We start from the raw sequence: 15658 nt of genomic DNA on the forward strand, positions 1-15658 counted from the left end.
GAGGCTGTAATTGTGATTGTCAAAGCGCTCCGAGTCGGCCTGGGCCAACTCATCATCCTCATCGACTTCATCACCCGCCCGCGCAAGCAGCAGCGCCCTGCCGCCGCCCAGGCCCAGGTCGATCAGGCCGCCAAGGACCTGACCCTGTACCAGTTCCATGCCTGCCCGTTCTGCGTGAAAACCCGCCGCACCCTGCGCCGCCTGAACGTGCCGGTGGCCCTGCGTGATGCGAAAAACAACGAACAGGACCGCCAGACCCTGCTGGAACAGGGCGGCAAGATCAAAGTCCCGTGCCTGCGCATCGAAGAAAACGGCCAGACCACCTGGATGTATGAATCCAAAGTGATCATCGACTACCTCGACAAACGCTTCCAGGCGGCTTGAGGTCGCCAACCCCGGGGCTGCTCAGCCCCGGTCCGGCGGCCGCGCAGGTTCAGTCAAACATCCCGATATACCCCGGCTGGCTTTGTACCCGCTGGATCCAGGCCTGGATCGCCGGGTAGCGAACCAGGTCGAAACCACCCTCATCGGCCACGTGGGTGTAGGCATACAACGCAATATCGGCAATCGAGAACTGCTCGCCCACCAGATAGGGCGTGCGGCTCAGTTGCTGTTCCATCACGTCCAGCGCCTTGTAGCCGCGCTTTTGCAGTTTTTCGTATTCATGCTGCCGCTCTGCCGGCAAGCCCTGGTACAGCTGGATAAAACGCGCCACGGCGATGTAAGGCTCGTGACTGTATTGCTCGAAAAACTGCCATTGCAGGACCTGGGTGCGCAATCTCGGCTCGCTGGGCAAGAACCGGCTGCCATCGGCCAGGAAGTTTAGGATCGCGTTGGACTCCCACAAGCAGGTGCCGTCTTCAAGTTCCAGCACCGGAATCTTGCCGTTGGGGTTCTTGGCCAGAAAGGCCTCGGTCTGGGTGTCGCCATTGAGGATATCCACCGCCTGCCAGGCATAGGGCAGCCCCAGCAGGTGCAGCATCAGCTTGATCTTGTAGCAGTTGCCTGAACGATAATCGCCGTAAACCTTGTACATGGCCCTCCCCTTAGGCTGCTTGTGCAGCCTGTGCTTGACGTACTACGGCGGCCAACCGCTTGAGACCTTCGTCCAGCCGCGCTGGATCGATATGACTGAAATTCAACCGCAAATGACCTGGATTGCGGTCCGGCTCGGAAAAGAACGGCTCGCCAGGCATAAAAGCCACGTCCTGTTCCAGCGCTGGCTTGAGCAAGGTGCGGGTGTCCAGGGGCTGTTTCAAGCTCAGCCAGAAAAACAGTCCACCCTGAGGCACCTGCCAATCCGCCAGGTCCGCGAAGTGAGTCTGCAGTGCGGCCTGAAATGCATCGCGGCGCACCCGGTAAAAAGCTCGCAACTCGTGCAGGTGCTGCTGGAATTTTTCGCTGCCAAGCCATTGCATCGCCTGCCACTGGCCAACACGGTTGGTGTGCAAGTCGGCCGACTGTTTCAGCCGCAGCAGATGCGGGAACAGGTCCGGACTGGCGATCAGGTAACCCACACGTAAACCGGGGAGCAAGGTCTTGGAAACCGTGCCGGTGTAGATCCAGCTGGCCTTTTTCAAACGGCTGACGATGGGGGTGGCGCTGCCGCCGTCAAAGGTCAGCTCGCGATAGGGTTCGTCTTCGATCAGGGTCACGCCGAATTCATCGAGCAACGCCGCCACCCCATCGCGCTTGGCTTCGCTGTAGCGCACCGCCGACGGGTTCTGGAAAGTCGGGATCAGGTAGATAAACGCCGGCCGGTGTTGTTCCAGGCGCGCACGCAATAACCCGAGATCCGGGCCGTCGGCCTCCAGGGGCACGGTGATGCAGTCAGCGCCGAACAGCTGGAAGATCTGCAGCGCCGCCAGGTAGGTCGGCGCTTCGAGCATGATCTCGGTGCCCTTGTCGATGTACAGCTTGGCTGCCAGATCCAGGGTCTGCTGGGAACCACTGACCACCAGCACCTGGCTCGCCTCACACGGCACACCCAGGACCCGGGCCTCGGCAGCGAGGATTTCACGCAGCTGCGGTTCGCCCTCACTCATGCCGTATTGACCCATGGACAGCGGCATGTCGTCCCATTCGATCTTCGGCAGCATCACCTCGGCCGGCAGCCCGCCAGCAAACGACATCACTTCCGGGCGCTGGGCCGCGGCAAGGATTTCACGGATCAGGGAGCTTTTAAGACGAGAGACACGTTCGGAGAAGGCCATGGGGATCACCGCTAGCGAAGGCTGAAGGAAATACGTCAAACTGCTTGACCGAAATTACGCCGAGCCGGACAGATACGTCAATATGCTTGACCTTAAAAACCAAACCACTCAGCAAGATGCCATGGAAGCGTTTTTCTTCGGCTACCAGGCGTTCACCGCCAAGGCCGACGAAATGCTCGAACGCCGAGGCCTGAGCCGGGTGCACCAGCGCATTGTGTTTTTTATCGCCCGCTACCCGGGGCTGAGCGTGAAAGAACTGCTCGCCGCCCTGGGCGTGAGCAAGCAGGCGCTGAACATTCCATTGCGCCAATTGATGGAAATGCACCTGGTCAGCAGCGTTGCGTCCGAAGCCGACAAGCGCAAACGCCTGCTCGAATTGAGCGAAGACGGCGTGCGCTTTGAGCAGTCATTGCGCCGCGAGCAGGTCAAACTGCTGCAGCGCGCATTTGCCGAAGCCGGCGAGGCGGCCGTGAATGGTTGGCTGGCCGTGAACAAGGCGCTGGGCGAAAACCGCTGATCCCCTCCCCGGGCCAGATCTGGCCCCAAAAAATCGATTGCACGGTTGCCGGTACAGGCCGCGCCTGGCGGCCTTGCGTCACCCTTTGGCGCATATAGCCTTTGCGCCGGAGTTTTCGAATACAATATAGAAAACATTATTTGCTTTCTTTGTATACAAACGCATAATTCGCTCCGTGCGAGTTCCTGACCTTCCAGTCAACAAAACCCGCCAGCCTTGCCTGCCTCAAAGAGCCGCTGCCCACCTTCGCGTGTCCGGTTCTGGAAATAACAATAAAACTCTTGAGGAGTACTCGCTGTGGAAAGCCGCAAATCCGAAGCCCCTACGCTCGACCTCTCGCCGCCGCTGCGCCATGGCTGGCTGGAGCGCATCTTCAAACTCAAGTTGCATGGCACCACGGTCAAGACTGAGTTGATTGCCGGCCTGACGACCTTTATCACCATGGCCTACATCATCTTCGTCAACCCCAACATCATGGCCGACGCCGGCATCGACCATGGCGCGGCGTTCGTCGCGACCTGCATCGCCGCCGCCCTCGGTTGCCTGCTGATGGGGTTGTACGCCAACTGGCCGGTGGGCCTGGCGCCGGGCATGGGCCTCAATGCGTTTTTCACCTACACCGTGGTCGGCACCATGGGTTACACCTGGGAAACCGCACTGGGCGCCGTATTTATCTCGGGCGTGCTGTTCATGATCCTGACCCTGTCCCGGGTGCGTGAATGGCTGCTCAATAGCATTCCGGTAAGCCTGCGTTATGCCATGGGCGCCGGGGTCGGTTTGTTCCTTGGGCTGATCGGCCTGAAGACCGCAGGCATTGTCGTCGATAGCCCGGCCACTCTGATCAAGCTCGGTTCGTTGCGCGAACCCGGCCCATTGCTGGCAGCAATCTGCTTCCTGATGATCGCCGTACTCAGCTACCACCGGGTGTTCGGCGCGATCCTGATCAGCATCATCGCCGTGACTGCAGCCGGCTGGGGCCTGGACCTGGTGCATTACAACGGCATTCTCTCGACCCCGCCGAGCCTGGCTCCAACCTGGATGGCGATGGACATCGCCGGGGTGTTCAACGTCAGCATGATCAGCGTGGTCCTGGCCTTTCTGTTTGTGCACATGTTCGACACCGCCGGCACCCTGATGGGCGTGGCCCAACGCGCTGGGCTGGTCAACGCCGATGGCCGGATCGAAAACCTCTCCCGAGCTCTCAAGGCCGACAGCGCGTCCAGCGTATTTGGGGCCATGGTCGGGGTGCCGCCGGTAACCAGCTACGTCGAAAGCGCCGCGGGGGTCGCGGCAGGTGGTCGGACTGGTCTTACCGCGGTCACCGTCGGCGTGCTATTTATCGCGGCCATGTTCTTTGCACCGCTGGCCGGCATGATTCCCGCTTATGCCACCGCCGGCGCATTGATTTACGTGGCGATGCTGATGATGGGCGGCATGGCCCATATCAATTGGGACGAGGCTACGGACAGCATTCCGGCGATCGTCACGGCAATCATGATGCCGCTGACGTTCTCGGTGGCCGATGGCATCGCCCTGGGCTTTATCACCTATGTGGTGCTGAAGGCCGGGACCGGCAAGCACAAGGAAATTTCCGTCAGCCTGTACGTGCTGTGCGCGATCTTTATCGCCAAGTTCATTTTCTTGTAGGCGACACCGGTTTTAACCGCCTCACCCCGTCGGGTGGGGCTTTTGTGCATTGGGAGGAAAGTGATGAGTGTGGAAACCTGGCTGCTGTTCAGCGGCGCGGCGCTGGTGGTAATCCTGATTCCGGGGCCCCTGTCTTTGCTGATGATCAGCAACAGCCTGAACTACGGCTTGCGCCGTTCGTACCCGGCGTTTCTCGGCGGGGTGTTTGCTTCGATCTGCCTGCTGAGCGCTTCGGCGCTGGGCCTGGGTGCGCTGCTGCTGGCCTCTGAACAGCTGTTCAGCGCCCTGAAAATCGTCGGCGCGCTGTACCTGTTCTACCTCGCCTGGCAGAGCTGGCAACAATCGCGACAGCCTTCCCGGGGGGCCCATGTGCCCGAGGCTGCACCGACTCCGCGCTTTCGTGCACTGTTTGGGCGCGCATTCGTCCTGGGGGCGAGCAATCCCAAGGACATCCTGTTCTTCGCCGCCTTCCTGCCGCAGTTTCTCAGTGCCGAGCAGCCGTTCCTGCCCCAGCTGCTGATCATGATCGCCACCTGGACCGTGCTCGACCTGCTGTGCAAGCTGGCCTATGGCCTTGGCGCACACGGTGCCGCGCGCTATCTACGCAGCGGCAAGGGCCAGAGCTGGTTCAACCGCATCAGCGCCGGGTTGTTCAGCGGCGCCGGTGCGGCATCGCTGCTGAGCCGCTGAGGACAACATCGGCGAGCCGCCTCCTGCGGGGGGCGGTTGCCGGCAACGGTGTTCAGCAGACGAAAAAAAGCCCGCAGTGTGAGCGGGCGAAAGACCAAAGAAGCTATTTGCGCAGGATTCTTGGGGGAGCCTCCTAGCTTCCTCTATAGGTCGAATAGCTGTAGGGCGAAATCAGCAGTGGCACGTGGTAATGGTCCTGCTCGGCCGAGATACCGAAGCGCAGCACCACCACATCGAGGAACGCCGGCTCAGGTAGCTGAACGCCACGGGCGCGGTAGTAGTCCCCGGCGTGGAATTGCAATTGATAAACCCCGGAACGGTAGTCATCGCCTTGCAGCAAGGGTGCATCGCAACGGCCGTCGCTGTTGGTCAGGGCGCTGGCGACCAGCTCCAACTGGGCTCCCTCGACCCGGTACAGTTCAACCTTGATTGCGCTGCCAGGGCAGCCATGTGCGGCATCCAAAACGTGTGTAGTCAAACGTCCCATTGATTGTGCGTGGCTGGCGCGCTTCAAGCACCCAGACCTCGCGCCTCCCGGAGTCAGTTAATAAGGAGGCCGCACCCTTTCAGGGCCTGAAAAAATGCGGCGAGCGACTGATTAAGACATTTTTAAAAAAAATTGTACACAATAAAAATCACAAATTAAGTCACCTGACGGCCATAAAGCGTTTAACCACCGTCCGGCGGGCACACCATGGGAATAGAAGGTTTATTGTCGATTAGCTGACCAGTCAGGCAGGTTTCTTGCAGTATCACAATGCGCCAGTAACCGATGAAAAATGCAAAAATTCAGGCTTACAATGTGATTACAGTTTTGTATACAATCACTCCATCGCAGTGACGCCAGCCTGGCTTTTCTTTTTCAGGCCACGCCACGCCACCGTTATCACGCACAAGAAGGAAGACTGCAGTGAGCGCTGACTACCCACGCGACCTGATCGGTTACGGCTCCAACCCACCTCATCCTCACTGGCCGGGTAATGCCCGGATTGCCCTGTCCTTCGTGCTCAATTACGAAGAAGGCGGCGAACGCAACATCCTGCACGGCGATAAAGAGTCGGAAGCCTTCCTCTCGGAAATGGTTTCGGCACAACCGCTGCAGGGCGAACGCAACATGAGCATGGAGTCGCTGTACGAGTATGGCAGCCGTGCTGGCGTGTGGCGGATTCTCAAGCTGTTCAAGGAATTCGACATCCCCCTGACCATCTTCGCCGTGGCCATGGCCGCCCAGCGCCACCCGGATGTGATCCGCGCCATGGTCGATGCCGGCCACGAGATCTGCAGCCATGGCTACCGCTGGATCGACTATCAGTACATGGATGAGGCCCAGGAGCGCGAGCACATGCTCGAAGCGATCCGCATCCTCACCGAAATCACCGGTGAACGCCCACTGGGCTGGTACACCGGCCGCACCGGCCCCAATACCCGGCGCCTGGTGATGGAGGAAGGAGGCTTCCTCTATGACTGCGACACCTACGACGATGACCTGCCGTACTGGGAGCCGAACAATCCTACCGGCAAGCCGCACCTGGTGATCCCCTACACCCTCGATACCAACGACATGCGCTTCACCCAGGTCCAGGGTTTCAACAAGGGCGATGACTTTTTCGAGTACCTCAAAGACGCCTTCGACGTCCTGTATGCCGAGGGCGCGCAAGCACCGAAGATGCTCTCTATCGGCTTGCACTGCCGCCTGATCGGCCGCCCGGCGCGCCTGGCCGCCCTCAAGCGATTTATCGAGTACGCCAAGAGCCATGACCAGGTGTGGTTCACCCGCCGCGTAGACATTGCCCGTCACTGGCATGACGTACACCCTTTCCAGGGAGCCGCCAAATGACTGCGTTCCAGACCTTGAAACCGTCGACCCTGAGCCGTGACGAATTCGTCAAAGCCTTCGCCGACACCTACGAACATTCGCCATGGGTGGCCGAAAAGGCCTTCGACCTGGGCCAGGACGCTTCGATCGACGAGATCGAAACCCTGCACCAGCGCATGAGCGACATCCTGTTGAGCGCCGATCATGCCAGCCAGCTGGCACTGATCAACGCTCACCCGGACCTGGCCGGCCGTGCCGCCGTCCAGGGCCAACTGACCGAAGCCAGCACCAACGAACAAGCGGGCGCCGGTATTCACCAATGCACGGCCGAAGAGTTTTCTCGCTTCACCGAGCTGAACGATGCCTACAAGGCCAAGTTCAAGTTTCCCTTCATCATGGCGGTAAAAGGCAGCAACCGGCATCAGATCCTCGCGGCGTTCGAAACGCGCATCCACAACTCGGTGGACACCGAATTCAAATGCGCGCTGGCGGAGATCAACAAGATCGCCCTGTTCCGTTTACTGACCCTATAGCGACCTTAGCCCGAGAAATCACCACGTACGCAACGGTTTCCCAGGGCTCTGCAAGCATCCCCAGCCACTTTATTAAAGGCAGACAAGAAGAATGAAAGCTTACGCCGTACCTTTCGAGAAGTTCGTCAACCTGGCCGATGCCCGCCTGGGCACCAAGATCATTTCGGTGACCGATGACTGGTTCGCCGATGCCAACCGGATGTTCCAGCCGACCCCGGCCGTATGGAAGGAGGGCGTTTTCGATGACAACGGCAAGTGGATGGACGGCTGGGAGTCGCGCCGCAAGCGCTTCGAAGGCTACGACAGCGCAGTGATCCGCCTGGGCGTGCCAGGTTCGATCAAGGGCGTGGACATTGACACTTCATTCTTTACCGGCAACTTCCCGCCTTCGGCCTCCCTGGAAGCCTGCTTCCTGGCCTCCGGCGAGCCCAATGAAAACACCCAGTGGGTGGAAGTGCTGTCGGCCGTCGAGCTGCAAGGCAACAGCCACCACTACCACGAGATCAGCAACGACCAGGCCTTCAGCCACCTGCGCTTCAATATCTACCCGGACGGTGGCGTGGCCCGCCTGCGGGTGTACGGCATTCCGTTCCGCGACTGGTCGGCGATTGGCGACAACGAACAGGTCGACCTGGCCTCGGCCCTCAACGGTGGCCGCGCCCTGGCATGCTCCGATGAACACTTCGGCCGTATCAGCAACCTGCTCAACCCGGGCCGCGGGATCAACATGGGCGATGGCTGGGAAACCGCACGTCGCCGTACCCCTGGCAACGACTGGGTGATCGTCGCCCTCGGCCATGCCGGCGAAGTCGAGAAAATCGTCGTCGATACCCTGCACTTCAAGGGCAACTACCCGGACAGCTGCTCGATCCAGGGTGCCTTTGTCAAAGGCGGCACCGACAGCCAGATCGAAACCCAGTCGCTGTTCTGGCGTGAATTGCTGCCGAGCCAGAAGCTGGAAATGCACGCCGAACACACCTTCGCCGAGCAGATCAAGGCCCTGGGCCCAATCACTCATATCCGTCTGAACATCTTCCCGGACGGTGGCGTCAGCCGCCTGCGGATTTTGGGCAAGGTCGCTAAATAAGCAGTGCCCCGCGGAGAGGGAGCGTGCTCCCTCCTCCCCACAACAGCAGAACAAACAACACAGAATCCGGATAAGAGACAGCCATGCGCACACTGATGATCGAACCCCTGACCAAAGAAGCCTTCGCCCCCTTCGGTGACGTGATTGAAACCGACGGCAGCGACCACTTCATGATCAACAACGGTTCGACCATGCGCTTTCACAAACTGGCGACGGTCGAAACCGCTACGCCGGAAGACAACGCGATCATCAGCATCTTCCGCGCCGACGCGCAGGACATGCCGCTGACCGTGTGCATGCTGGAGCGTCACCCGCTGGGCAGCCAGGCTTTCATCCCGCTGCTCGGCAACCCCTTTCTGATCGTGGTCGCGCCACTTGGCGATGAACCTGTATCGGGCTTGGTCCGCGCCTTTGTCAGTAATGGCAGGCAGGGCATTAATTACCATCGCGGCGTTTGGCACCACCCGGTGCTGACGATCGAAAAGCGGGATGACTTCCTGGTGGTTGATCGCAGTGGCACAGGCAATAACTGCGATGAGCATTTTTTCAAAGAGGATGAGCGTTTGATCCTCGCCCCCCACCAATAAGAGAAGGTCTGATCACCCGACAACAAGGGTGACAGGCGAGAGGTAAAGACTGTGGAAGCACATCTGTTGGAATGGCTCAACCTGAGCGTGCGTTGGGTACACATGATCACCGGCGTGGCCTGGATCGGCGCATCGTTCTACTTCGTCTGGTTGGAAAACAACCTCAACCGCGTCAACCCCAAGGATGGACTGGCCGGCGACCTGTGGGCGATCCACGGCGGCGGTATCTACCACCTGGAAAAATACAAACTGGCCCCGCCGACCATGCCGGACAACCTGCACTGGTTCAAATGGGAAGCCTACTTCACCTGGATGTCGGGGATCGCGCTGCTGTGCGTGGTGTTCTACTCCAACCCCACGTTGTACCTGCTGGCACCGGGCAGCGGCCTGAGCGGCCCTGAAGGCGTGGCCATCGGTATCGGCTCGCTGTTCATCGGCTGGTTCGTCTACTCCTTCCTCTGCGACTCGGCCCTGGGCAAGCGCCCAGCCCTGCTCGGCCTGATCCTGTTTGTGCTGCTGATTGCAGCCGCCTACGGCTTCAGCAAGGTATTCAGCGGTCGCGGTGCGTACCTGCATGTCGGCGCCATCATCGGCACCATCATGGTCGGGAACGTGTTCCGCATCATCATGCCGGCCCAGCGCGCACTGGTCGCCGCCATCGCGGAAAACCGCACCCCCGACCCGGCACTGCCGGCCAAGGGCCTGCTGCGCTCGCGCCACAACAACTACTTCACGCTGCCGGTGCTGTTCATCATGATCAGCAACCACTTCCCGAGCACCTACGGCAGCTCATACAACTGGCTGATCCTGGCCGGGATCGCGGTATTGGCAGTACTGGTACGTCACTACTTCAACACCCGCCACAACAGCCACAAGTTTGCCTGGACCCTGCCCGTGGCAGCCCTGGGCATGATTTGCCTGGCGTACGTCACCGGCCCGGCGACCGCACCCGCCGCCGCACCAGTGGCCAAGGCCGCGGGCCAGATCGACTACCAGCCCCTACCGGAAACCGCCCTGGGCGGTGGTGCCAAACCCGCTGCACCGGCCGCGCCAGCCGCCGCGACCCAGGCGTCCAGCGCCGGGCCCGCGTTCGATAAGGTGCACAGCGTGATCCAGGAACGCTGCGCAGTCTGCCATTCAGCCAAGCCCACCAGCCCGCTGTTCAGTGCCGCGCCAGCCGGGGTGATGTTCGATACACCGGAGCAGATTCGCCAGCAGGCCGCACGCATCCAGGCCCAGGCCATCACCACGCAGATCATGCCCCTGGGCAACATCACTCAGATGACCCAGCAGGAACGTGACCTGATCGGTGCCTGGATCAACCAGGGGGCGCAGACCAACTAAGTAATGCCGAGAAAGGCTGCGCTACCGGAAACGGTACCGCAGCCTTTGTTGCACAAGGCTGTGAGCAACCACACAGCCGCTAAATCACAAGAATAAAAAAGACCTGAGGTGTTGCATGTCCGAGTTATCCGAACCGCGCATCCCCGACGCGCCTGCGATTCAGCGCCTGCCGCTGCTGCAACTGATCCTGGTTGGCTTGCAGCATGTATTGCTGATGTATGGAGGTGCGATTGCGGTGCCGTTGATCATCGGACAGGCCGCAGGCCTGAGTCGTGAAGAAATCGCCTTCCTGATCAATGCCGACCTGCTGGTGGCCGGCATTGCCACTGTTGTTCAATCCCTCGGCATCGGCCCCATGGGCATCCGCATGCCGGTGATGATGGGCGCCAGCTTCGCCGCCGTCGGCAGCATGGTGGCCATGGCCGGCATGCCCGGTATCGGCATGCAGGGGATCTTCGGTGCCACTATCGCCGCCGGCTTCTTCGGCATGCTCATCGCGCCGTTCATGTCCAAGGTGGTGCGCTTTTTCCCACCCCTGGTCACCGGTACGGTCATTACCTCCATTGGCCTGTCGCTGTTTCCGGTGGCCGTGAACTGGGCCGGGGGCGGCAGCAACGCCGCTCAGTTCGGCTCCCCCATCTACCTGGCTATCGCCGCCTTGGTCCTGGGCAGCATCTTGCTGATTCACCGGTTCATGCGCGGCTTCTGGGTCAATATCTCGGTGCTGATCGGCATGGGCCTGGGCTACGTGCTGTGCGGGCTGATCGGCATGGTCGATCTCAGCGGCATGGCCGAGGCGCCCTGGCTGCAGATCGTCACGCCGCTGCATTTCGGCATGCCGCAGTTCCACCTCGCACCGATTCTTTCGATGTGCCTGGTGGTGGTGATCATTTTTGTCGAATCCACTGGGATGTTTCTGGCCTTGGGCAAGATCACCGGCCAAGAGGTCACACCCCGCATGCTGCGCCGTGGCTTGCTGTGCGATGCCGGCGCGTCATTTTTTGCCGGTTTCTTCAACACCTTCACCCACTCCTCGTTCGCCCAGAATATCGGCCTGGTGCAAATGACCGGCGTGCGCTGCCGTTCGGTGACCATCGTCGCCGGCGGCTTGCTGATCGTCCTCAGCCTGCTGCCCAAGGCGGCATTCCTGGTGGCGTCGATTCCAGCCGCGGTGCTCGGCGGTGCGGCCATCGCCATGTTCGGCATGGTGGCGGCCACCGGCATCAAGATTCTCCAGGAGGCCGACATTGCCGATCGCCGTAACCAGTTGCTGGTGGCGGTGAGTATCGGCATGGGCCTGATCCCGGTGGTACGTCCGGAGTTCTTCGCCCACCTGCCGCAATGGATGAGCCCGATCACCCACAGTGGGATCGCCATGGCGACCTTGAGCGCCCTGACGCTGAACCTGTTGTTCAACATCCTCGGCGGCCATGAGCGCGCCGCCGAAAATGCCCGACACGCCCACCCGCACTGATCGCCAATCGGGCGAGCAACGCCTCGCCCCGCTCACCTGCTGCACCGCACGCCCACCCCGGTCGACACCCGGGGGCTGGCGCCGGCCCCCTACGCCCTGACAATAAAAACAACAGAGGCCACAGGATGCGCGCTCCACACTCTCGCTGCCTGACGAGCACCGAACCGTCGGTGGCCATCAACCAGCCCTGGAGGGCTGTGCCCGCGCCTGGGCCGCAAAATGCCCGGCATTGGCCACGTGAGGACTCCCCCTCTTTGCGGACCCCAGTCCAAAGCCAGGCCAAACATGCCCCAAAGTTGTTTCAAGTGCGCTGTTGCGGGGCACTTGAGCCAGGTCACGGGAGCCAGTATTCTCCGCGACCGCGCATATCCGGTGAAAAAAAAAGCCCGGATCTAAAACCTGACCAGAAAGCCAACTTACCCAGGCCCTGGACAGTATCAAGGCGCATTGAATTCAAGCCGAATCCACTCTCAATCGACTGTTTCGCTACAGCCGAGCGGGAGTTTTTTTGCTTTTTAAGCGCGTTGGCTCAGCTCTTGCTATCAGCAATAAAGCTGACCGAATGGATGACTTTTACTGCAATTAAAAAAGGCGCCACACCAGAGCGCCCATTTGAAAAAACGTCGGACCACTTAACTTTGGGAGCAACCGAATGAAACATACGTGCACACGCCTGATGCTTGCAGGATCCTTGCTGGCCGGGGGCCAGGCCATGGCCGGCGACCTGTTGCAATGGCAAAACAACAGCCTGACTTACTTGTACGGCAAGAACTTCGAAGTCAATCCGCAAATCCAGCAGACCGTCACTTTCGAACACGCCGATGGCTGGAAATACGGCGACAACTTCTTCTTCCTCGACCGCATCTTTTACAACGGCAAGGAAGACGGCAACGTCGGCCCGGATACGTACTACGGCGAGTTCAGCCCACGCCTGTCGTTCGGCAAGATATTCGACCAGAAACTGGAGTTCGGCCCGATCAAGGACGTGCTGCTGGCACTGACTTACGAGTTTGGCGAAGGCGATAACGAGTCATACCTGATCGGCCCGGGCTTTGACCTGGCGATCCCCGGCTTCGACTACTTCCAGCTCAACTTCTACCAGCGCCACACCGAAGGCAGCCGCCCGGGCGACAACGTCTGGCAGATCACGCCGGTGTGGTCCTACACCATTCCAGTGGGCGACTCGAACATCCTGATCGACGGTTTCATGGACTGGGTGGTGGACAACGACAAGAACGCCCGTGGCACCTACCACGCCAACCTGCACTTCAACCCGCAGATCAAGTACGACCTGGGCAAGGCGCTGAACTGGGGTGAGAAGCAGTTGTACGTCGGTGTCGAGTACGACTACTGGAAAAACAAATACGGGATCGAGGATTCGCGCAACTTCGAAACCAACCAGGACACCGCCAGCCTGCTGGTCAAGTACCACTTCTAAGGTCGTGGATGATACGGCTTGCCTCGGTGCCTGAGGCAAGCCGCGTCGAGCCGGCGCTCAGGAAATGCGTGATCCCGGGCTCTGCCAAAAGGCCGGATCGGCGTTTTTCAGGCGTTCGACCGCGTTATGGATATGGGTCAGAGCCGCCTGCCGCGCGCCTTCCACATCCCGCGCGGCAATGGCCGCATATACTGCGAAATGCTCGGTACGCACCGTACTCGCCAGATCCCGCCGCCGCTCTTCATTGGAGCGCGTGATGCGGATCGCCTCCTTGATGAACTGCGCAATGAATTCATGCAACGAGGGATACAGCGGGTTGCCCGTGGCCTGGGAAATCGAAAAGTGAAAGGCCAGGTCCTGCTCCACTCCATCAAGGCCCGCCTGCTCGGCCGCATCGATGGCCAGCAAGGCCTGATGGATGGCCTGCAACTGTTCCGCGGTATGCCGCTGCGCCGCCAGCGCTGCCGCCTCGCCTTCGATGCCGCGCCGCAACTCGGTGACCCGCAGCACCGCCTCGATCGAGCCGCGCACATCCAGGTCAATGGTGAAGGCCTTGATATGGGCGCCCTCGCTGACCACCGTGCCACTGCCCTGGCGCACCTCCACCAGGCCGGCTGATTTCAGGCGCGAAATCGCCTCGCGAATCACGGTACGGCTGACACCAAAACGCTCGGACAACACCGGTTCAGTCGGCAGGCGCGAGCCCGGCAGCGCCTCGCCGCTGGCGATATGCGCCTTGAGCGCGGCTGTCACCTGATCCGCCAGCGTGCCCTTGGCCGAGTCCTTGAGCGACGCCAGGGAGTCGACGCGGGAAGAGTTATCAGGCTTGGACATGGGTATCTCTGTATTCAAATGGGCTAACGGTACTGGATTTCCGTTAAGCCGTCGCGTCCGGTCGCCGACCATTGAATTCGTATGATGTATTATGATATCTAAGACACCTCAGCGAGTCCGATAAAAACAAAATCACCCAAAACAAGAAACTAGGATGGGTAAAGACATGCCTGAATCACTGACGCAAACTGCTGCCCGCTCACCCACTGCCTCCCTCGAGGATGTGGCCTACCGCAAAGTTGCCTGGCGCATCCTGCCCCTGCTGTTGCTGTGTTACCTGGTGGCCTACCTGGACCGGGTCAACGTCGGTTTTGCCAAGTTGCAGATGTCGCAAGACCTGCAATTCTCCGAAGCGGTCTATGGCCTTGGGGCCGGGATCTTCTTCATTGCCTACTTCCTCGTGGAAATTCCCAGCAACCTGATCCTGCACCGGGTCGGCGCCCGCCTGTGGATCGCCCGCATCATGATCAGCTGGGGCATCATTTCCTCGTGCATGGCCTTCGTCACCACGCCGACCTCGTTCTACGTGATGCGCTTTTTGCTGGGCATCGCCGAGGCCGGGTTTTACCCAGGGGTGATTCTCTACCTCTCGTACTGGTTCCCCTCCAGCCGTCGCGGCAAGATGTACGCCCTGTTCGCCACCGCCGTGCCGCTCTCGGGGCTGATCGGCGCGCCCTTGTCCGGCTGGATCATGACCGCCCTCAACGGCTTGCATGGCTACGCGGGCTGGCAATGGATGTTCTTCCTCGAAGGGCTGCCGTCGATCCTGGTCGGTGGCCTGGTGATCTACTGCCTCAGCGACCGCATCGCCGATGCCCGCTGGCTGACCCGCGAACAGAAAACCCTGCTGCAAACCCGGATCGAAGCCGAGACCGATGGCCATCAGGTGCACAGCGTCCGCCAGGTATTCCGCCAACCGCGGATCTGGCTGCTGACCGCGATCTACTTCTGCATGATCGCCGGCTTCTACACCGTGGGTTTCTGGCTGCCGTCGCTGATTCGCCAGGCGGGCGTCAGCGATGTGTTCGAAGTCGGCATGCTCACCGCGATTCCCTATGCCGCTGCGGCGCTGACCATGGTCCTGATCTCGCGCAGCGCCGACCGTCTGCGTGAACGCCGCTGGCACCTGGCGTTGACCGCCGTGCTGGGGGGTGTCGGGCTGATGATCTCCGCGACCTGGAGCGACAACTTCACGGTGTCGATGATCGGCCTGACCCTGGGCGCCATGGGTGCCTTCAGCACCTTGCCACTGTTCTGGAGTTTGCCGACGGCCTTCCTCGGCGGCACGGCTGCCGCAGCCGGCATCGCCCTGATCAACTCCTGGGGCAACCTCGCGGGCTTTGTCTCGCCCTACCTCATGGGCTTTCTCAAGGACCTGACCCACAGCACCACGATCGGCATGTACGTCATGGCCAGCGCGTTGTTCATCGGTGCCCTGCTGGTCTTCAGAATTCCCGGAAAACTCGTCAATCGCTGAT

Annotated in this window: 16 protein-coding genes; 12 read left to right on the forward strand and 4 right to left on the reverse strand. The window is 60.5% G+C overall.

What is annotated here, in order from left to right:
* Positions 1-12: 12 nt before the first annotated feature.
* The gene (locus ACOZJV_RS21490) at positions 13-384 is read left to right on the forward strand and encodes a glutathione S-transferase N-terminal domain-containing protein (protein WP_020299593.1); all 372 of its coding nucleotides are present in this window, start codon (positions 13-15) and stop codon (positions 382-384) included.
* Between the two features lie 49 nt (positions 385-433).
* Here ACOZJV_RS21490 and ACOZJV_RS21495 read toward each other — a convergent pair whose 3' ends face one another.
* Positions 434-1036 carry a glutathione S-transferase family protein gene (locus tag ACOZJV_RS21495; protein ID WP_078470737.1) on the reverse strand — a complete coding sequence of 201 codons (603 nt, stop codon included), beginning with the start codon at positions 1034-1036 and terminating at the stop codon, positions 434-436.
* 10 nt (positions 1037-1046) lie between these two features.
* Positions 1047-2213: a PLP-dependent aminotransferase family protein gene (locus ACOZJV_RS21500; RefSeq protein WP_421548461.1), complete on the reverse strand. Its 1167-nt coding sequence runs from the start codon at positions 2211-2213 to the stop codon at positions 1047-1049.
* Between the two features lie 82 nt (positions 2214-2295).
* Between ACOZJV_RS21500 and ACOZJV_RS21505 the strand changes: the two genes are divergently transcribed.
* From ACOZJV_RS21505 to ACOZJV_RS21515, 3 genes are all read left to right on the forward strand, one after another.
* The gene (locus ACOZJV_RS21505) at positions 2296-2730 is read left to right on the forward strand and encodes a MarR family winged helix-turn-helix transcriptional regulator (protein ID WP_201131939.1); all 435 of its coding nucleotides are present in this window, start codon (positions 2296-2298) and stop codon (positions 2728-2730) included.
* A gap of 297 nt (positions 2731-3027) precedes the next feature.
* A complete protein-coding gene (locus ACOZJV_RS21510) occupies positions 3028-4377 on the forward strand; it encodes an NCS2 family permease (RefSeq protein WP_020299589.1) in 1350 nt (449 codons plus the stop codon).
* Positions 4378-4440: 63 nt separating this feature from the next.
* Positions 4441-5067: a LysE family translocator gene (locus ACOZJV_RS21515; RefSeq protein WP_078470740.1), complete on the forward strand. Its 627-nt coding sequence runs from the start codon at positions 4441-4443 to the stop codon at positions 5065-5067.
* A 133-nt stretch (positions 5068-5200) separates the two neighbouring features.
* Here the strand turns inward: ACOZJV_RS21515 and uraH are convergent, their stop codons facing one another.
* A complete protein-coding gene (gene uraH, locus ACOZJV_RS21520; protein ID WP_078470741.1) occupies positions 5201-5554 on the reverse strand; it encodes a hydroxyisourate hydrolase in 354 nt (117 codons plus the stop codon).
* Positions 5555-5977: 423 nt separating this feature from the next.
* Here uraH and puuE point away from each other — a divergent pair, with 423 nt between their 5' ends.
* From puuE to ACOZJV_RS21555, 7 genes are all read left to right on the forward strand, one after another.
* Positions 5978-6904: an allantoinase PuuE gene (puuE, locus tag ACOZJV_RS21525; protein ID WP_421548462.1), complete on the forward strand. Its 927-nt coding sequence runs from the start codon at positions 5978-5980 to the stop codon at positions 6902-6904.
* A complete protein-coding gene (uraD, locus tag ACOZJV_RS21530) occupies positions 6901-7416 on the forward strand; it encodes a 2-oxo-4-hydroxy-4-carboxy-5-ureidoimidazoline decarboxylase (protein WP_421548463.1) in 516 nt (171 codons plus the stop codon). The genes puuE and uraD overlap by 4 nt, the downstream gene beginning before the upstream one ends.
* A 91-nt stretch (positions 7417-7507) precedes the next feature.
* Positions 7508-8503 (forward strand): allantoicase, encoded by a 996-nt coding sequence (gene alc, locus ACOZJV_RS21535; RefSeq protein ID WP_020299584.1) that lies wholly within the window; start codon positions 7508-7510, stop codon positions 8501-8503.
* A gap of 83 nt (positions 8504-8586) precedes the next feature.
* On the forward strand, positions 8587-9090 hold the full coding sequence (locus ACOZJV_RS21540; protein ID WP_020299583.1) for an ureidoglycolate lyase: 504 nt from the start codon (positions 8587-8589) through the stop codon (positions 9088-9090).
* 51 nt (positions 9091-9141) lie between these two features.
* Positions 9142-10434 (forward strand): urate hydroxylase PuuD, encoded by a 1293-nt coding sequence (locus ACOZJV_RS21545; RefSeq protein WP_421548464.1) that lies wholly within the window; start codon positions 9142-9144, stop codon positions 10432-10434.
* 115 nt (positions 10435-10549) lie between these two features.
* On the forward strand, positions 10550-11908 hold the full coding sequence (locus tag ACOZJV_RS21550) for a nucleobase:cation symporter-2 family protein (RefSeq protein ID WP_078470745.1): 1359 nt from the start codon (positions 10550-10552) through the stop codon (positions 11906-11908).
* Positions 11909-12560: 652 nt separating this feature from the next.
* Complete coding sequence (locus tag ACOZJV_RS21555; RefSeq protein WP_078470746.1) at positions 12561-13346, forward strand: outer membrane protein OmpK; 786 nt, start codon at positions 12561-12563, stop codon at positions 13344-13346.
* 57 nt (positions 13347-13403) lie between these two features.
* On the opposite strand, the gene ACOZJV_RS21560 is transcribed toward ACOZJV_RS21555, so the two are convergent.
* Positions 13404-14180 carry a FadR/GntR family transcriptional regulator gene (locus ACOZJV_RS21560; RefSeq protein ID WP_421548465.1) on the reverse strand — a complete coding sequence of 259 codons (777 nt, stop codon included), beginning with the start codon at positions 14178-14180 and terminating at the stop codon, positions 13404-13406.
* Positions 14181-14346: 166 nt separating this feature from the next.
* On the opposite strand from ACOZJV_RS21560, the gene ACOZJV_RS21565 reads away from it, so the two are divergent.
* Entirely contained in the window at positions 14347-15657 is a 1311-nt protein-coding gene (locus ACOZJV_RS21565; RefSeq protein WP_043228745.1) for an MFS transporter, read from the forward strand.
* The last annotated feature ends 1 nt before the right edge of the window (position 15658 follow it).

The organism is Pseudomonas sp. QD4, from assembly GCF_049199125.1.
Lineage (GTDB): Bacteria > Pseudomonadota > Gammaproteobacteria > Pseudomonadales > Pseudomonadaceae > Aquipseudomonas.